General features: G+C 66.6%; 21 protein-coding genes, 2 tRNA genes and 1 pseudogene. 7 read left to right on the top strand and 17 right to left on the bottom strand.

The window, feature by feature from the left end:
* Positions 1-7 precede the first annotated feature (7 nt).
* Positions 8-916, top strand: coding sequence for a glycerophosphodiester phosphodiesterase (locus ACH2CY_RS18300; RefSeq protein WP_395020755.1), 909 nt, complete (start codon positions 8-10; stop codon positions 914-916).
* Positions 917-1,090: 174 nt separating this feature from the next.
* On the top strand, positions 1,091-1,567 hold the full coding sequence (locus tag ACH2CY_RS18295) for a DUF1772 domain-containing protein (RefSeq protein WP_395020754.1): 477 nt from the start codon (positions 1,091-1,093) through the stop codon (positions 1,565-1,567).
* 3 nt (positions 1,568-1,570) lie between these two features.
* On the opposite strand, the gene ACH2CY_RS18290 is transcribed toward ACH2CY_RS18295, so the two are convergent.
* The 4 genes from ACH2CY_RS18290 to ACH2CY_RS18275 form a co-directional block, all read right to left on the bottom strand.
* Positions 1,571-2,749: a PAS domain-containing sensor histidine kinase gene (locus ACH2CY_RS18290; RefSeq protein WP_395020753.1), complete on the bottom strand. Its 1,179-nt coding sequence runs from the start codon at positions 2,747-2,749 to the stop codon at positions 1,571-1,573.
* Between the two features lie 185 nt (positions 2,750-2,934).
* Entirely contained in the window at positions 2,935-4,350 is a 1,416-nt protein-coding gene (locus ACH2CY_RS18285; RefSeq protein WP_395020752.1) for a hypothetical protein, read from the bottom strand.
* A gap of 59 nt (positions 4,351-4,409) precedes the next feature.
* On the bottom strand, positions 4,410-4,709 hold the full coding sequence (locus ACH2CY_RS18280; protein WP_395020751.1) for a putative quinol monooxygenase: 300 nt from the start codon (positions 4,707-4,709) through the stop codon (positions 4,410-4,412).
* A gap of 11 nt (positions 4,710-4,720) precedes the next feature.
* Positions 4,721-4,876: a hypothetical protein gene (locus ACH2CY_RS18275; protein WP_395020750.1), complete on the bottom strand. Its 156-nt coding sequence runs from the start codon at positions 4,874-4,876 to the stop codon at positions 4,721-4,723.
* Positions 4,877-4,990: 114 nt separating this feature from the next.
* Here ACH2CY_RS18275 and ACH2CY_RS18270 point away from each other — a divergent pair, with 114 nt between their 5' ends.
* The 3 genes and pseudogenes from ACH2CY_RS18270 (at position 4,991) to ACH2CY_RS18260 (ending at position 7,675) form a co-directional block, all read left to right on the top strand.
* The gene (locus tag ACH2CY_RS18270) at positions 4,991-6,142 is read left to right on the top strand and encodes an AAA family ATPase (RefSeq protein ID WP_395020749.1); all 1,152 of its coding nucleotides are present in this window, start codon (positions 4,991-4,993) and stop codon (positions 6,140-6,142) included.
* Between the two features lie 18 nt (positions 6,143-6,160).
* Positions 6,161-7,072, top strand: a pseudogene (gene ltnD / locus ACH2CY_RS18265) (L-threonate dehydrogenase); the annotation flags it as partial.
* A gap of 81 nt (positions 7,073-7,153) precedes the next feature.
* The gene (locus ACH2CY_RS18260; protein ID WP_395020748.1) at positions 7,154-7,675 is read left to right on the top strand and encodes a hypothetical protein; all 522 of its coding nucleotides are present in this window, start codon (positions 7,154-7,156) and stop codon (positions 7,673-7,675) included.
* An 8-nt stretch (positions 7,676-7,683) separates the two neighbouring features.
* Here ACH2CY_RS18260 and ACH2CY_RS18255 read toward each other — a convergent pair whose 3' ends face one another.
* From ACH2CY_RS18255 to infA, 7 genes are all read right to left on the bottom strand, one after another.
* On the bottom strand, positions 7,684-7,920 hold the full coding sequence (locus tag ACH2CY_RS18255; RefSeq protein ID WP_395020747.1) for a hypothetical protein: 237 nt from the start codon (positions 7,918-7,920) through the stop codon (positions 7,684-7,686).
* A 118-nt stretch (positions 7,921-8,038) separates the two neighbouring features.
* Positions 8,039-8,446, bottom strand: coding sequence for a hypothetical protein (locus tag ACH2CY_RS18250; RefSeq protein ID WP_395020746.1), 408 nt, complete (start codon positions 8,444-8,446; stop codon positions 8,039-8,041).
* A gap of 25 nt (positions 8,447-8,471) precedes the next feature.
* A tRNA-Phe gene (locus ACH2CY_RS18245) sits at positions 8,472-8,547 on the bottom strand.
* A gap of 135 nt (positions 8,548-8,682) precedes the next feature.
* Positions 8,683-8,862: a DNA gyrase inhibitor YacG gene (locus ACH2CY_RS18240; RefSeq protein WP_395020745.1), complete on the bottom strand. Its 180-nt coding sequence runs from the start codon at positions 8,860-8,862 to the stop codon at positions 8,683-8,685.
* On the bottom strand, positions 8,862-9,821 hold the full coding sequence (locus ACH2CY_RS18235; protein WP_395020744.1) for a ribonuclease E/G: 960 nt from the start codon (positions 9,819-9,821) through the stop codon (positions 8,862-8,864). The genes ACH2CY_RS18240 and ACH2CY_RS18235 overlap by 1 nt, the downstream gene beginning before the upstream one ends.
* Positions 9,814-10,404: a Maf family protein gene (locus ACH2CY_RS18230; RefSeq protein WP_395020743.1), complete on the bottom strand. Its 591-nt coding sequence runs from the start codon at positions 10,402-10,404 to the stop codon at positions 9,814-9,816. The genes ACH2CY_RS18235 and ACH2CY_RS18230 overlap by 8 nt, the downstream gene beginning before the upstream one ends.
* A gap of 41 nt (positions 10,405-10,445) precedes the next feature.
* Positions 10,446-10,664, bottom strand: coding sequence for a translation initiation factor IF-1 (gene infA, locus ACH2CY_RS18225; protein ID WP_395020742.1), 219 nt, complete (start codon positions 10,662-10,664; stop codon positions 10,446-10,448).
* A 237-nt stretch (positions 10,665-10,901) separates the two neighbouring features.
* Between infA and ACH2CY_RS18220 the strand changes: the two genes are divergently transcribed.
* Positions 10,902-11,102 (top strand): 4-oxalocrotonate tautomerase family protein, encoded by a 201-nt coding sequence (locus ACH2CY_RS18220; protein ID WP_395020741.1) that lies wholly within the window; start codon positions 10,902-10,904, stop codon positions 11,100-11,102.
* A gap of 7 nt (positions 11,103-11,109) precedes the next feature.
* Here ACH2CY_RS18220 and ACH2CY_RS18215 read toward each other — a convergent pair whose 3' ends face one another.
* From ACH2CY_RS18215 to murA, 6 genes are all read right to left on the bottom strand, one after another.
* Positions 11,110-12,342, bottom strand: a complete 1,233-nt coding sequence (locus ACH2CY_RS18215) for a DUF6600 domain-containing protein (RefSeq protein WP_395020740.1) — start codon at positions 12,340-12,342, stop codon at positions 11,110-11,112.
* 82 nt (positions 12,343-12,424) lie between these two features.
* Positions 12,425-12,886, bottom strand: a complete 462-nt coding sequence (locus ACH2CY_RS18210; RefSeq protein ID WP_395020739.1) for an arsenate reductase ArsC — start codon at positions 12,884-12,886, stop codon at positions 12,425-12,427.
* An 8-nt stretch (positions 12,887-12,894) separates the two neighbouring features.
* Positions 12,895-13,389: a UPF0262 family protein gene (locus ACH2CY_RS18205; RefSeq protein ID WP_395020738.1), complete on the bottom strand. Its 495-nt coding sequence runs from the start codon at positions 13,387-13,389 to the stop codon at positions 12,895-12,897.
* 169 nt (positions 13,390-13,558) lie between these two features.
* The gene (hisG, locus tag ACH2CY_RS18200) at positions 13,559-14,272 is read right to left on the bottom strand and encodes an ATP phosphoribosyltransferase (protein ID WP_395020737.1); all 714 of its coding nucleotides are present in this window, start codon (positions 14,270-14,272) and stop codon (positions 13,559-13,561) included.
* Positions 14,215-14,715, bottom strand: coding sequence for a DUF2948 family protein (locus tag ACH2CY_RS18195; protein WP_395020736.1), 501 nt, complete (start codon positions 14,713-14,715; stop codon positions 14,215-14,217). The genes hisG and ACH2CY_RS18195 overlap by 58 nt, the downstream gene beginning before the upstream one ends.
* A 13-nt stretch (positions 14,716-14,728) precedes the next feature.
* Positions 14,729-16,012, bottom strand: coding sequence for a UDP-N-acetylglucosamine 1-carboxyvinyltransferase (gene murA / locus ACH2CY_RS18190; RefSeq protein ID WP_395020735.1), 1,284 nt, complete (start codon positions 16,010-16,012; stop codon positions 14,729-14,731).
* Between the two features lie 666 nt (positions 16,013-16,678).
* Between murA and ACH2CY_RS18185 the strand changes: the two genes are divergently transcribed.
* Positions 16,679-16,753: transfer RNA gene (locus tag ACH2CY_RS18185), tRNA-Thr, on the top strand.
* The last annotated feature ends 137 nt before the right edge of the window (positions 16,754-16,890 follow it).

Here is a 16,890-nt window from a genome sequence, read left to right as displayed (position 1 = left end):
AAGCGAAATGCATGACCTCGGCACCGCCCTGCTCCACGCCGATCCCAGCCCGTCCCTGCCCGTCCCGTTCGAAACGCCGCTGACCGGAATTGCGATTGCCGGCGACGATCATGTCACCCGCCTGAAATGGCACCGGCTGCAGCGCAGCCGCAGCGACCTGTCCTTCACCCCGCGCCGCCTGCTGGAAGGCCTTGCCGCCGGCGCGTCGCTGGAGGTGGATCTGCGCCTGCATGCCGATCACAGCTTCGTTTGCCTGCATGATGCGACCTTGGATCGCGAAACCAGCGGCAGTGGACCCGTCGCAGCGGCCTCGCTCCAGCAGCTCCGCCGCCTCCGCTTGCGCGGCGAAGCCGATGCAACCGGCCCAGCCCTGATCCTGCTGGAGGACCTGGCGGAACTGGCGCGCGGCTTGGCGGCGCCCGATGCGCTGATCCAGCTCGACCTCAAGGAAACGGAGGCCGCCCTCGACCGCCAGACGATCGAGAATTTCCGCCGGACCCTGGCTTGCATCGCCGGGCGCTGCATCTTGAGCGGCGGCGACTGGCAGGCGATCTCGCGCCTGGCAGACGCCGTGCCGGCCATGCGCCGCGGCTTCGACCCTTGCGCCGAAGATACGCTGGAGCATCTGCGCGACGGCATCGACTGCCTCGACTTCGTCGAGAGCACGCTCGCGACGGCGCCGGACGCCGAGATGATCTATCTCGATTACCGCCTCATCCTCGCCGCGGAGGGATTGGGGATCGATCTGGTGGCGCCCTTTCGTGCCGCGGGCAAGGCGGTGGATGCCTGGACGCTCAACACCGACCATGCGGGTGCGGCGCGCAGCGTGAAACGCCTGGCGGCGCTGAAGGTCGACCAGATCACCACCGACGAACCGGACGCGCTGCAAGCATTGTTCGAGATGGGCCGGGGCTAGGCCCCTCCCGTTTCCGGGAGGGGCTTCGTCGATGCGCCGTCCTGTGCGTTAAGGGATCTGGCCGGCGCACGGATCGACTCCAGAGGCCGTCGGCCCGATGCCCCGTTTCTAGACCGCACCCCGAGGCTCGGCCATGATGTGGATCAAACTCCACATCTCGAATCGGGGAATGCGATGCAGAGCTGGCTGTTTGTCCTGACGGTGCTGGCCGCGCTCGGCAGCGGACTCATGGCAGGCCTGTTCTTCGCCTTCTCGGCTTTCATCATGCAGGCCTTTGCCACGCGTCCGGCCGCGGTCGGCATCGCCGCCATGCAGTCGATCAACGAGACCATCCTCAATCCCGTCTTCTTCCTGCTGTTCTTCGGCACCGCGGTGCTGAGCCTCATCCTGGCGATCCTGGCGGTGATCGGCTCGGACGATGCCGGTTCAGGCTGGCGCCTCGCCGGCGGCCTGCTCTACCTGATCGGCGCGATCGGCATCACGATGCGTTGGAACGTGCCGCTCAACAACGGTCTCGCCCAGGTGATGCCCGAAAGTCCGGAGGGCGCTGCGGTCTGGGCGCGCTACCTCAAGGTCTGGACCCGCTGGAACCATGTGCGGACGGTCGCCTGCCTCGCCGCCACCGCCAGCTTCATCCTGGGAATGCGGTAGCGGTCAGCCGAGCGTGCGGTGTGCCGGGAACCGGGCGGTGACGGTCGTGCCCTGGGCCGGCGCCGAGACGATCTCCAGCTTGCCCTCGTGCAAGGTCAGCAGCGCATTGGTCAGCGGCAGGCCGAGGCCGGTGCCTTCGTAGCGGCGGTCCCATGAATCCTCGAGCTGGTCGAACGGGCTCAAGGCGCGCGGGATGTCCTCCGGGGCCATGCCGATGCCGGTGTCGGCGACGCTGATTTCCAGGCTGCCATCCGGCGCCTGGCGCGCCGCGATCTCGATGCGGCCGCCGCGCGGCGTGAACTTCGCCGCATTGGATAGGAAGTTGAGGATGATCTGCCGGACCGCCCGCTCGTCGGCGAACAGCAGCGGCAGGCGCGGCGCGGTCTTGTTCTCCAGCGTGATGCCGTTCCGCACCGCGATATCGTGCATCAGGCGCACCACGTCCGAGACGGCGAGCTCGACGTCGCATTCGGTCTCGCGCAGCTTGTATTTTCCGGAATCGATCTTGGTGAGATCGAGGATGTCGTTGATCAGCTGCAGCAGGTGGCCGCCGCTGCGATGGATATCCTCGGCATAGGCGCGATAGCGCGTCTGCTCGATGCTGCCGAACAGCTCGTCCTTGATGATCTCCGAGAAGCCGATGATGGCGTTGAGCGGCGTCCTGAGCTCATGGCTCATGTTGGCGAGGAACTGCGACTTCGCGTGGTTGGCGTTCTCCGCCTCCACCTTGGCCTGCCAGAGCTCGAGCTCCATGCGCTTGCGGTGGGTGATGTCGGTGATGACGCCGACGATGAAGCGGCCGGCGCCGGGCAGCTCGAAGATCGATTTCCGTGTCACGATCCAGAACTCGGCACCGCCGGCATTGGCGATCGCTTCCTCGTTCTCGTGCGGCAGGCCGTCGGCGAAGATCTTGGTGTCAACCTCACGGAAGACCCGGGCATGCTCGGCCGGGACCACGTCGAAATCCGTATTTCCCAGCAGCTCCGCTTCGCTGCGTCCCATGAACGCGCAGAAGGCAGGGTTGACGAAGACGAAGCGGAAGCCCTCGTCCTTGACGAAGACCGGGTTCTGGATCCCGCCGACGATCTTCAGCAGGAAGTCCTGGCGCGCGGACAACAGGAAGGCCGCCTCCCGGCTGCCCGCCTCGATCCGATCCTCTTTCTTGGTCGCTTGCAGTTTCATCTCTTCTCGTCGCAGCCCTGCCCGTCTCCGGCAGCGAAATCGACTCACCGGGGGGCGGCTGGTGCGCTCACGAGAATTACGCCGCGGAAGATAAAAAGCGCCTAAGGACTTCCCGCAGCGGCAGTCATTATTGCAGGAATGTTGCCGTGGGTGTGCGCCCCGCGGAATCGGCTCAAATGCGCGGCTTATTCGGCCGGGATTTCGAGAAAGGTGATGGAAGCCGGCGCCAGCCGCAAGCTACCCGGCGCGGCCCTTTCCGCCACCAGATCGGGCAGAACACCCTCCAGCGAAGCCTGCAGCAATGTTCCGTTAAGCATCACGGCGCGCGCCTGCAGCTCCCTGGCGGTCAGTGTGTAGCGCGCGCTCGGCACCGGTAGCCGCAGCAGTTGCTCCTTCTCGCGATCGGTGTTGAGGGCCAGCACCGCCTTTCCGTTCGGCCGATCGCGGAGGCTGTGGACATAGAGGTGGTATCCCGCCGTGGGAGCGCCGCAGTCGAACACGGTCTCGCCCATCAGCCGGCGCCAGAGCAAAGCGCACCAGTAGTTCGGCCGCGGCGTCAGCGTCGCCTCGTCGATCAGGCCGTAGTCGCTGGCGGCGAGCGTGTTGTGCATCACCACCTGCACGCCGCCGCGCGCCAGACGGCCGAGCTGATCGAGATAGCGGAAGGAGTCGAGAAAGGTCGAAGCCCAGGGATTGCCGCCGCAGACCGCATCGGCGGTCTCGGTCAGCCAGATCGGCTTGCCCGGCAAGAAGCGATCGCGCAGTTGCCGGTAGACTTGCAACGCCTGCTCGGTGCGGCCGAGCCAGTCTTCGCCGAGCGCGTCCTGCGCCCGGGTCTGCGGCCACCAGCCGTCGCTGCTGCAGCGGCGCGAGGCGGCGCCGTAATGGTGGTAAGAGAGCACGTCGTGATCAGCAGCGGACAATTCCAGGATCCGGCCGGCCGCAAGCGCCGGCTCATTTGGATCGTCCCGCTTATCGCCGAGCGCACTCGGGCCGAGGATGAGTGTCTTGGGCGAGACGGCGCGCACCGCGTCGCGGAAGGCGGCATGATCGCGGGCGAAAGCGGCGGCGTCATAGCCCTGCGGTGCGCCCGCCCCGGCGCTCGGCTCGTTCATGAACTCGATGCCGGCGATGCTGCCGCCGGCATTCCGGGTCGCGGCGAAGAGCCGGCGGACCTGATCCGGCTGCCAGCGGCCGGCCGCATCGCGGGTACCGGCGCTGATCGCGGCCGAGGTGGTGATCTCCGCATCGACCACCCGGGCAAAGTCGATCACGCCCTGCCATTGCTGGTGGCTGAGGACGCCGACGAAACCTTCGGGCGACTGGGACGGCAGCGGGTCGGAATCGCAGAACCAGGTGCTGTTGGCCCAGGTGCCGCTGACCCGCATATAGGCAGGCCCCAAAGCGGTGGCGAGCCGGCGCAGCTTCGGGTTCTCGAGATCGATCGGCGCCCGCTGGTGATAGAGCCCGCCGCCCGCGGCGAAGACGGCATAGGGCGACCAGAAGCGGCCGCCGGTCACCTCGACCATCTCGACGTTGTAGGACTGGAAGCGCGGGTCGATCGTCGCGATCGGCCGCAGCTCGGAAGGTTTCAACTGCATGACCGGAGCCTAGGGCGACGACACCGGGCCGGAACAGTGAACTTCCTGTGGCGAGGAAGTCAGGCGGGCTCGAGCACGTGCACGGCGCGCTTGGCAATCAAGCCACCGGCCGCTGCGCCGAAGGCCTTCATATGCGGCGCCACGCTGTGGGCCTTCAGGGCGGCCAGGCTCTCCCATTTCTCGATCACGACGTAGGTATCGGGACCGAAGGCCGGATCGGCATTCGCCACATCGACGCCGACTCCATATTCGATGCAGCCCTGCTCCTCGCGCACCGTCGGGATGACGGCCTGGAACAGCTCCAGCAACTGCATGCGCTTGCCGGGATGGGCGGTGATGATGGCGATGACGTGAACCATGCGGAGCTACTTCACTTCTTCGGCAGTTTCGATTTTTTCGGCCGGTCGCCGGGATTGGGAACGGGCTCGCCCGGGCCGACGCCCGGAGAAATGGGATCGCTCGCCGGAAAGCTCTCTTCGATCGCTTCGTCCACCAAGGCTTCCGGATCGAGCGGCTTCTGCTCCAATCGGTCTTTCGGTTTGTCCTTCGGCGTCATGTGGCTATTTCTCCGATGAATCGCTTGCCATCCGACAACACCCGCTGACACAAATGGTGTCCAATAGGGCTGAAGAGCGGCCGGATGATTCACCAGATTGCGGTTTCGGGCTATCGTTCGCTGCGCGACCTGGCCATTGCGCCGGGTGGGCTCACCATCATCACCGGTCCCAACGGCAGCGGCAAGTCGAGTTTCTATCGCGCGCTTCGGCTGATGAATGACATCGCCCATGGCGGCATCATTCGCTCGCTGGCGGCCGAAGGCGGATTGCCCTCGACGCTCTGGGCCGGACCCGAATCCTTCGCCCGCTCGGTGAAGCAAGGCCAGCATCCGGTCCAGGGCACGCGGCGCAAGCATCCGGTCGCACTGAAGCTGGGCTTCGCCGGCGACGACTATGGCTACGCGATCGAGCTCGGCCTGCCGATCGGCGGCTTCTTCGCGCTGGATCCCGAGATCAAGATGGAGATGCTCTGGATCGGGGCGCAGCCGGGACGGAACAATGTCCTGGCCGAACGCCATGGCCCATCGGTGCGCATTCGCGACAAGGCCGGGGCCTGGACCCAGGCGGAGACCGGCCTTGCCAGCTACGATTCCATGATGACCCATTGCGCCGATCCGCGCGAGGCGCAGGAGCTGCTGATCGTGCGCGAGCGGATGCGCGCCTGGCGCTTCTACGATCACCTGCGAACCGACGTCGAGGCACCGGCGCGGCGTCCGCAGATCGGCACGCGGACACCCGCGCTCGCCGGCGACGGGGCCGACCTCGCCGCGGCGATCCAGACCATCCGCGAGATCGGCGACGCCGATGCGTTCGACGCCGCGATCGAGCATGGCTTTGCGGGACATGCGATCGGGATTGCCGTTACCGGCAGCTATTTCGAGGTCGAGATGCGACAGCCCGGGCTGCTGCGCCCGCTGAAGGCGACCGAACTCTCGGAGGGCACGTTGAAGTTTCTGCTGCTCGCCGCCGCCCTGTTCTCGCCGCGCCCGCCGGGCCTCATGGTGCTGAACGAGCCGGAGAACAGCCTGCATGTCGATCTCATTCCAGCGCTGGCGCGGGCGATCGGCGAGGCCGCGGCACGATCGCAGATCATCCTGGTCACCCATTCCGAGGCGTTGATCGGCAACCTGCTCGCCGATTTCGACTGCCGCGAAGTACGCCTGCGGAAGGAGCTCGGCGAGACGCTGGCCGAGCAGACCGAGGCGCCGGAGCGCTGGGTCTGGCCGAAGCGTTGAGCAGATCAGCACGATGAAGGGCATCAAATGAACAAGACGAAAGCAGCGGTGATCGGGCTGGGCTCGATGGGTTTCGGCATGGCCGTATCGCTGGCCCGCAAGGGCTTCGACGTCGCCGGCGCCGATGTCAGCGCCGCGGCGGTGCAGCGTTTCGCCGCCCATGGCCGCGGCGCGAAGAGCGTGGCGGAAGCGGCGACCGACGCCGCCATTCTGGTGGTCGTCGTGGTCAATGCGGCACAGACCCGGGCCGTGCTGTTCGGCGCGGACGGCGCCGCGCCGGCCCTGCCCAAGGGGGCGGTCATCGTCTCCTGCGCCACCATGAGCCCCAAGGATGCCGAGGCGCTCGCCGCCGAAGCCGAGGCGCGCGGCCTGCTCTATCTCGACGCGCCGATCAGCGGCGGCGCGCAGCGCGCGGCCGAGGGCGCCTTGACCATCCTCGCCTCCGGCAGCGACGCCGCCTTCGCCCGCGCGCAACCGGCATTGGATGCCATGGCGGCAAAGCTCTATCGGCTCGGCGACAAGCCTGGCATCGGCGCCGCCTTCAAGATGGTGAACCAGCTCCTGGCCGGCGTGCACATCGCCGCCGCCTGCGAGGCGATCACCTTCGCCCAGCGCCTCGGCCTCGACATCGCCAAGGTCTACGAGGTGATCACGGCGGCGGCCGGCAATTCCTGGATGTTCGAGAACCGCGTGCCGCATATCCTCGATGGCGATTACGCGCCGAAGAGCGCCGTGGAGATCTTCACCAAGGATCTCGGCATCGTGCTCGACATGTCGCGCGACACCAAATTCCCGACCCCGATCGCCGGCCAGGCTTTCCAGATGTTCATGATGACGGCGGCCGCCGGCATGGGGCGCGACGATGACGCTTCGGTGGCTCGGCTCTATGCCCAAATCGCCGGCCTGGAGCTGCCGCAAAAGAAGCTATAGGCGGGCAGGATTGCTATCGACTTGCCCCGGCTTGGTTGTGGCAAGATGGGCTGAGCAGCTGGAAGCGGAATGGGGCCTGGGATGAAGGATGCGGACAAGGATCGGCTGGCAACGCTGGCCCGCCGGCTCGAGGCGGCCGATCAGATGGATCGCCGGCTGAAGGAGGAGAAGGAAGCCGCCGAGGCGCGCGAGCGGCAGCGTCGCGAGGACATGGTCAAGAACTGGCAGGCCGCCTTCCAATTGATCACCAATTCCGTTCATGAGCTCAATCCCGCGCTCTCGCCGCGCGGCCTCACCCTGGCGGTGGAGGGCAGCGGCAACATCAGCGGTGCGGTCGGCCGGATGACGGTCATCGTTTCCACCGAGACGCCGATCACCCACAAGTCGATGGCGCTCAACCTCGCGCAGACCGGCACCGTCCAGCTGGTCTATAGCGGCGTGGTCGGGCGCCCGGCCGGTGCCTCCTTCGAGCTCGACAAGATCGACCGCGACGGCTTCACCGACCTGATCCTCAAATTCCTGGAGGCGATTCTCACCGAGCGCGAGCAGGCGCAAGCGAAGCGGCAGGCGGAGATGGCCGAGGCCGAGAAGCCCGCGGGCTGACCTCGGGTTCAGGCGCTCTGTCGATAGTCGGCCGCAGCCAGCTGGGTCTGCGCCGTCTCCAGATCGTCGATGTGGCGCTCTTGGATCGCTTCGAAGCTCCGGAGCTGGCGGCGCGCGACAGCCGGATCCTGACCCCAGGCTTCGCACGCGAAAACGACGGCGCGCTGCTCGGCGATCAGCTCGAAACCGAGTTCGACGGCACGCTCAGCCTGCGCCAGGCGCAGTACCAGCAGTTCGCGATCCATCGCGACATCATGCCAGAACGCGCATCCCTGCGGAACGGCCTGGTGAAGTCTAGGGGCTTGGGGAAGTGGTGCCCGGGGGACGGATTGGATCTCAACCCGACCGGACCCTTAGCGACACTCAGTACGTGACGCCCCAGTCCACGAAGATCGGTACTGCGAACCCTGCCAGCGTGACCGCGACCCCAAAGACGGCGGCAAGCACCCGCCAACCGACAGTCCTGAAGGCCACAAAGACCAAGCTTCCAGCTAGGATCGGGCCAAGCATCTCGAGTAAGCGGCCTAGACCTTCTGACGGTGCAGGGAGAACTTTGCCTAAGGTCGTATACTTCCAACGCGGGTAGAGTTTCAGCGGCGGAGCAGGAGAAACGCCCACGACGTACGTCTGCCCGGGCCTTAGATCGAAATCATCCGGCCCGTAGCAGCAGCCTTTGTGACGAGCATCTGCGAGTTCATACTTCAGAAAAGCCGTCAGCAACACGAAGACCATCACGATCGGCCAAAGCGCGATGTTCTTCCAGGTCTTCACAGGCGGTTCGCGTCTGGAAAGGGAGTGGTGCCCGGGGGCGGAGTTGAACCACCGACACCATGATTTTCAGTCATGTGCTCTACCAACTGAGCTACCCGGGCATGTCCGGAAATGTCGGGGCTTGGGCTTTGGCCCTGGGTTGGTTTCCCCCGACGCGGATCGCGGCTTTTTAGTGAAGTTGAACGGCCTTGTCCAGCCTTGTAGGTTCGGCCGGAAAATCGGCCCGGGACAGCGGCTTAAGGCTCTTCCGGCCGGTCCGGGCGGGCGGCCTCGTCCTCTTCCTCGTCCTGGCTCTGCACCGGGACGCGGTAACTCTCGCTGAACCAGCGGTTCAGATCGACCTGCTTGCAGCGGGCGGAGCAGAACGGGCGGAACTCCACCACCGTCGGCTTGCCGCAGTTCGGGCATTTGGCCATCAGGAATCCCGGTTCGACCACATCTCGGCCAAGGTGGGGCCGCCGCGGCGCCGCTTCAACTCCACCAAGCCGAGGCGCGACATGTTGCCGACCCAGTCGATCGCCGGATCGACGATCACCGCCTCGCGCAACGCCTCGACGACCTGGTCGCGCTTGCCGCGGTGCTCGATGTCGATGAAGTCGATGACGATGACCCCGCCGATGTTGCGCAAGGCGAGCTGGATCGGAATCTCGCGCGCGGCGGCGAGGTTCACGGCCAGCGCCGTCTCGTTCATGCCGCCGCCCCCCTCCGATCCAACGGTGCCGCGCCGGCCGCCGGCATCGCCGCTGTTGACGTCGATCGCGGTCAGGGTGCGCACCGGCTCGACCAGCAGATGGCCGCCGCTCGACAGCTGGACTTCTTCCTGCAGCGCGGCCGCGATCTCTTCCCGGGCCGCGGCGTCGTTCAGCTCCCAGCTGCGGCGCGGCGTGTGCTGCACCTTCTTGCGGAGCTCGGGCGCCGCGGCGATGATCTTGTCGGCATCGCCGCGCCGGTCGCAATGAATGACCTCGACGCGTTCCGGCACCAGCGCCTGCAAGGCGGTCTGCCAGAGCATCGGCGGCGGCAGCAACAGCGCCGGCGGCTGCCGTTCGCCGATCAGATTGGGCTTGGCGTTGAAGCGCGCGAGACGGACGCCCTTCTCCTCGCGGGCATCGCGGCGGACCTGCACCGCGACCGCATCGCCTTCGGAGAGGCTGTCATGCTTCTTCAGCGGCAGCAGGCCGGGTCGCTCAAGGCCGATCTCGACGAAAGCCGCATTGAGCGCGCGATCCAGCTTCAGCACGCGACCCAGATGAACGCCGCCGACCGGGCCGCCCTCGCCTTCCCGCTCGCTGGTCGCTTGCACCAGGCGGTCGTCGCACCAGCGGAACAGCTCGGCGCGATCGGGACCGAGCGAGATGAAGACCTGATCAGCCATGCAGCGATTCGAAGCCGAGGCCGGTCAGCATCGCCGCGGCGTCGTAGAGCGAGAGCCCGACCACATTGCTGTAGGAGCCGGAGATCGTGCGCACGAAGACCGCGGCATGGCCCTGCACCGCATAGCCGCCGGCCTTGCCCTGGCCTTCGCCGCCGGCGACATAGGCCGCGATCTCGGCCTCGGAGAGGCGCTTGAAGATGACCGAGGTATCCACCAGGCGCAGGCTTCGCTTGCCGCCGGGCGCCGCGATGGCGATGGCGCCCAGCACATGGTGGCGTCGGCCGCTCAGGATCTCCAGGCAGCGGCGCACGCTGTTCTGGTCCTCGGCCTTGGGAAGAATGCGCCGGCCGCACGCGACCACCGTGTCCGCGGCCAGGACGAAACTCTGCGGATGGCGCGGCGCCACGGCATCGAGCTTGGCCGCGGCGATGCGCTTGGCGTAATGCGCCGGCAGCTCGGCTTTCAGCGGTGTTTCGTCGATCTCGGCGGGCTCGACGCGCGCGGGCACGATGCCGATCTGGCGCAGCAGATCGAGCCGGCGTGGGCTTGCGGAAGCCAGCACCAGTTCAGCGAGGCGGTTCATGCCCGCCACTTGGGCCGTTTGCGATTTCGTCGGGGCTTCGATTACTTGAACCGGAATGTGATACGGCCCTTGCTGAGGTCGTAGGGCGTCATTTCCACATTCACGCGGTCGCCGGCCAGAACGCGAATCCGGTTCTTGCGCATCTTGCCAGAGGTATGCGCCAGCACTTCGTGCTCGTTGTCGAGCTTCACCCGGAACATCGCGTTGGGCAGCAGTTCCGTGACGGTGCCCGAGAACTCGATCAGATCTTCTTTAGCCATCAAATCTCCTGGTTTCTCCGCGCCGGTTTCCCCGTCTCAGCCCCCGGCCGGCGCGAAATCGGCGCGGATCATACTCCAAAAAGCCAAAAGCGCAATTCTCGCAAAGGCATAGCCAAGGTTCGCCGCACCGGGCTCACGCCTGTCCGCCAACCCATTGAGCGGCCAGGAATTTGCGCCGGCTGGCCGCGCCGCCGCCGGCATCGCATACTGGCCGACCACGATTCTCAGGGAAGCATCATGCCGTTCGTGAACATCCGGATTCTGAAGGGTCATTCCAAGCAGCGGAAGGACGAGATCTCGCGCCGCGTCACCGAGACCATCGCCGAGGTCGCGCAACTGCCCAAGGAAGCGGTCTGGGTGGTGTTCGAGGATGTCGAAGCCGAAGACTGGTATGTCGGCGGCGATTCGGTCGCCGACATCAAAGCCAAGCGATCCTAGCCGGTCTCTATCGGGAACCCGGAAACGCCACGCCGCTGCCCATCGGGGTGCCGGTGGCGCCGAGGCCGGTCAGGTTGCGCGGCCCGCTCGGCGTCGGCGTCGGCGTTGGGGGCGGCGTGGTCGGCACCTGGCCACCGATCACCAGCCACGAAGGCTCGTGGTCCTCTTTCACCACCGTGGTCACGTTGGTGGTGTTGTTGACCGTCGTGACGTTGACGACCTTCGGCTCCGCGGGCTGGCTGGGCGCGCGGGCCTTGGTGACGAACATCGGCGCCGCGGTGAAACGCGGCTCCTCCGGCCCGAGTGCCACCCAAGGCGCGGCCTGGCCCGTCGCGTCGAGGACGCCGGTCTCGGCCTGCGCCGCATTGCCCGGCACCCAGACCCAGCGGCTGTTCACTTGCGCCCAGCTGCCGTAATGCGCCGGCGCGAAACCCCAGGGCGCGCCGTCGATCCAGGTGCGGCCCCACGGCGCGATCTCGACCCAGCGCCCGTCCTGGAACGGCGCCCAGTCGGAGGCGACCATCGGCTCCCAGACCCAGCCGTATTGCTCGCTCGCGACCCAGAGGCCGTGGCGCTGGAGCTCCTGGAAGCCGGTCACCTGGGGGGACACATGGCTCGGCGTCTCGAGCTTGTCCTCGCCGGTCTCGGCGACCTCTGCGGCAACGCGGCGGATGAAGTCATCCTCCACCGCGGCATCGAGGGTCGGGACCGCTGCTCCGGCCATGGTCGCGCGCAGGCCGGGCGCCAGCACGGTGGTTTCGTTGAACTGCGCGCCACCTTCGAGGGCGGAGGCGACGACGGTTTCCGGTCCGACCTCGATTTCGAAATAGCCGGGCTGATCGGCGCGGAATCGGCCGCGCGGCGTCTCGATGACGAAGACCTGTCCCGCGCCGCCGGGCAGGATGCGCAGAATGACGGCGCCCTGCTCGAGCGCAACCGCGGTCGTACCGGGGCCGAGCGTGCCGATCGCCATGGCGGTATCGCCGTCGAGATAGAACCGGCCGGCGGCGATGTCGACGGTTGCATGGGCGCGCGGTGCGGTCGCCACCCGGCCGCCGGCGGCCAGCGGCGTGTTGATCAGCGCCTCGACGGTCTCGGCGCCGGCGCTCGGTCGATAGACCACGGAACCTGAGGCGGCAGCCAGCCGGCCGATCTGGTCCGGCAGCTGCGCAGGCTCTTCCGCCGCCGCCGTTGCCGCCATGAACAGCGCCAGGACCGGCGCCAAAAACCGGGTCTTCATGCCCGCCTCCAAACCGCACCGTCCCCCAGAAGGGCTAATTCTGCACCCGGCCGCGGAGATGCGTGCTCAAGACTTCGTGAGCCTAGATCTTCGGCGCACCCAGGATCGGGAAGCGTTCGCGGATCCGGTCCATCAGCCGGTCGCGCACGTCGCGATAGGCGTCCATCCGCTGCTCGCGCGAGCCTTCGACGATCGAGGGATCGAAGGTGTTCCAGAACTCGACGTCGCAGGCCATGGTGCGGGTCATGTCCACGGCCTTGTGCTGCGCCTCCGGCGACAGCGAGATGATGAGGTCGAAGGAACTGTCCTCCAGCGCGTCGAAGGTCTTCGAGCGGTGCTTCGACATGTCGATGCCGATCTCGTCCATGGCGGCGACCGCGAAGGGATCGAGCTCGCCGGCGCGGACGCCGACGGAATCGACGTAGATCTTCTTGCCCAGGATCTGCTTCAGCATGCCTTCGGCCATCGGCGAGCGGATCGCGTTCTGGGTGCAGCAGAAGAGCACCGCGCCGGGAAGGGAACTGGGGGGAAGCCCAATGGCCATGCGGAGGCTCAGCTCCGCATGAAGAGCGCGCAGATCAGCGTGAACAGCCGCCGCGCCGTGTTGAAGTCGATCTCGACCTTGCCTTTCAAGCGCTCCCGGAGGATCTCCGAGCCCTCGTTGTGCAAGCCCCGGCGGCCCATGTCGATCGCCTCGATCTGCGACGGCGAGGCGCTGCGGATCGCCTTGTAGTAGCTGTCGCAGATGTCGAAATACTCTTTGACGATGCGCCGGAACGAGGTCAGCGACAGGATGAAGCGGTGCAGCTCCCGGTCCTCGGTGTCGCAGACGCAGAACACCAGCCGGTTCTCCTCGATCGCGAGCTTCAGGTGAAAAGGGCCTTGCTGCGCGATCGCCGGGGCGAAGGTGTTCTCCTCGATGAGATCGAAGATCGCGATCGAGCGCTCCTGCTGCGCCTCAGGGCTCCCGCCCGACGCGCTGTTCTCGTCCAGCTCGACCTTGACGATGCGCTGGTTGGGACCCGGCGCGGGCGTTTCGTCGCTCATTGCTGTAAGCCAGCGGCCACACGCGCCCCCATCCCGGCCTTCCCCCTGAAGGGGGAAGGAGAAGAATGGAGCCGTCGCACGATCGAACTCCTCCCCCCTTCAGGGGGGAGGTTGGGAGGGGGGCAAGCTGCAGCCTGAGCGCCCATGATCCAGCGCTGGGTGCTGGCGATCACGCCGCTTCCGCGGCTTGGCGGAAGCTTTCGACCCAGCCGCCGATCTGATGCGGGTAGGTCTTCATCGCGGCCCGGTTGACGATCAGCCGCGAGGTCACGGTCGCGATGGTCTCGACCTCTACCAGGTTGTTCGCCTTCAAGGTCGCCCCCGAGCTCACCAGATCGACGATGCGACCGCACAGGCCCAAGGTCGGAGCCAGCTCCATCGCGCCCTGCAGCTTGATGCATTCCGCCTGGACCCCGCGGGCGGCGAAATGGCGCTGGGTGATGTGGGGATATTTGGTGGCGACGCGGATATGCGACCAGCGGGTCGGGTCGTCCTTCTCCGACATCTCGGCGGGCTCGGCCACTGAGAGGCGGCACTTGCCGATGCCGAGGTCGACCGGGGCGTAGATCTCCGGATAGTCGAACTCCAGCAGCACGTCGTTGCCGGCGATGCCGAGCTGGGCCGCGCCGAAGGCGACGAAGGTCGCGACGTCGAAGCTCCGCACCCGGATGATCTCGATCTCCGGCACGTTGGTCTTGAAGCGCAGCGCCCGGGAATCCTCGTTGGAGAAGTCGGGCTCGGGCTCGATCCCGGCGCGTTTCAGCAGCGGCATCGCCTCCTTGAGGATGCGGCCCTTCGGCAGCGCCAGGATGAACGGCTCGTTGGTCACTTCACCAGTCCTCTGTCGCCGGCCCGGCGATCGACCGCGTGATCGGGACGCCATTGCGTCGGCCAGGCCTCGCCGAAATCCTGCAGGAAGACGCTCGGGCTCTCGATCTCGAGCTGGATGGCGCCGCCGCCGGAGAAGAGCAGGTTCAGCCGGTTCGGGCCATCCAGGCCGATGGTCATCAGCGAGAGGAACTTGGCCGGCTTGGCGCGGTCGATGTCGCGGCTGCGGACCGCCGTCACGCCGTCGATGCACAGGCCGCTGTTGATGCGCTGGTCGGGCGCCGCGTCGGCGAAGCTGGCATCGCCCTTCTGCTCCGGCTTCAGCGCGTCGCCGGCCTGTTCCCAGCGGAAGCGGTTGACCAGCATGACGAAGCGCTTCTCGCCCTTAAGGAACCGCATCTCGGAAAGCGGCACCAGGGCATCCTGCAGGCATGATGCGACCACCGCCAGATCCTCGGCGTCTTTCGCCATCAGCCTGATGGGCTGCGCTTCGGCCATCCCCTTGGTTCCCCTATTCCGCCGCCGCGTCCTGTAGCCGCTCGATCTCGGCGCCACAGGCCGCGAGCTTCTGGGTCAGCTTCTCGTAACCGCGGTCGAGATGATAGATGCGGTTCAGCACCGTGTCGCCCTCGGCGGCCAGCCCCGCCAGCACCAGCGACACGCTGGCCCGCAGGTCGGTCGCCATCACCGGCGCGCCGGTCAGCTTCTTCACCCCGCGCACCATCGCCGAGGCACCGTGCACGTTGATGCTGGCGCCCATGCGGGTCAGCTCCGGCACATGCATGAAGCGGTTCTCGAAGATCGTCTCGGTGATCATCGAGGCGCCTTCCGCCGTGGTCATCAGCGCCATCATCTGGGCCTGGAGATCGGTCGGGAAACCCGGATAGGGCTCGGTCATGACATCGACGCCGGAGAGCGGCTTGTTGGTGCGGCTGACGTGGAGCCCCTGCTCCGTCTCCCGGATCTCGACCCCGGCTTGGGCCAGCGACGCGGCCGCCGCCGCAATCAAATCATGCTTCACGCCGATCAGGTCGAGCTCACCGCCGGTGATTGCCGCGGCCATCGCATAGGTCCCGGCCTCGATGCGGTCGGCCACCACGGGATGCGTAACGCCGCCCAGCCGATCGACCCCGGTGACGCGCAGCGTGTTGGTGCCGATGCCCTCGATCTTCGCCCCCATGCCGACCAGGCAATGCGCAAGATCGGTGATCTCCGGCTCGCGCGCCGCGTTGATCAGCAGGGTCTCGCCTTTCGCCAGGCAGGCCGCCATCAGCAGGTTCTCGGTGGCGCCCACGGAGACCTTCGGGAAGGCGACCTCGGCGCCGATCAGGCCCTTCGGCGCGCTGGCGACGATGTAGCCGTCCTTCAGGTCGATCTCGGCGCCAAGCTGCTGCAGCGCCTTGATGTGGAGATCGACCGGCCGCGTGCCGATGGCGCAGCCGCCGGGCAGCGAGACCCGCGCCTGGCCGTGGCGCGCCACCAGCGGGCCCAGCACCAGCACGGAGGCGCGCATCTTGCGCACCAGGTCATAGGGCGCGGTGGTGTCGTTGACGCCGGCGCCGTTCAGGATCAGCGAGCGCTGCTTGGCGTTGAGCTTGGTCGTCACCTCGGCGCCATGCTGCACCAGGAGATGCGTCATGGTGCTGATGTCGGCGAGATCCGGCACGTTGTCGAGCCGTACTTCCTTGTCGGTCAGGAGGCAGGTTGCCATCAGCGGCAAGGCGGCGTTTTTCGCGCCGCTGATCGGGATCTGGCCGCGCAGCGGCCGGCCGCCCCGTATTCTGATTCTATCCATCGGAGTCCAATCTCGGGAGAAGAGTCGCGCGGGTTGTAACCAAGCTGAACCGGCGGCTCAAGGTTTCGGATCCCGCCGCGCACGGGTTTGGGCCTTCCGGCGCAGCAGATTCTGGCGCAAGGCCTCGGCCTCGCGCCGGCGGCGCTCCTCGATAGAGTCGGATTGCGGCGCGGGTTTGGCCGGCTGCTTGGGATTCGGCAATTCAGGCTTCTGGCTCAGGGTCGGGACTCCGCGTCAGCAACGGAGCGAGCCTTGCCTGTTCAGCGCGTCATGTCAACGCGTTGATCCTGAAAGATTAATTTGAATGCCGCCGATCAGTGCGCGGGCTGGGCCGCGGCCCGGCGCCGGGCCGAGCGCTCGGCCTGAAAGCGTATGAAAGCCCGGATGTCGGCCTTGTGCTGCTTGCGCTGGCGCCGCTTGCTGAACCAGGTCCTTAGCCTCGACATGCGAATCACCCCTATCGTCCGCCCGGCCTCTCAGTAGCCGCCGGGCGTGACGAAAGCATGACCATATATTGGCAAGCCTATGAAAAAGCCCGTGAAATTCCGGGTTTAGCGGCCGTGGGCCGGGCCGCGTCATAGCGCTTGCGATCCCGGGCGGCCGGTGGCATGTTCCGCCCGCTTTTCACCGGCCCGTCTGTCCCACACTCTTGGGGGGCCCGGTTTCGCTGCCGTAGCTCAGGGGTAGAGCACGTCCTTGGTAAGGACGGGGTCGGAGGTTCAATTCCTCTCGGCAGCACCAGCTTTCTTCTTGTCCGGACCGGACACATAGGTAACAGGTCGTACTGGAGACATGGGTTACAACCCGGGGCCAAACGGGTTGTCTGTGGGTTGCAGGGTCTTTTGCTCCAGATCGATGAAGCCGAGATCGTAGCGCAT

The organism is Dongia sp., from assembly GCF_041905885.1.
Lineage (GTDB): Bacteria > Pseudomonadota > Alphaproteobacteria > Dongiales > Dongiaceae > Dongia.
This window is presented reverse-complemented; position numbering and strand designations above follow the sequence as displayed.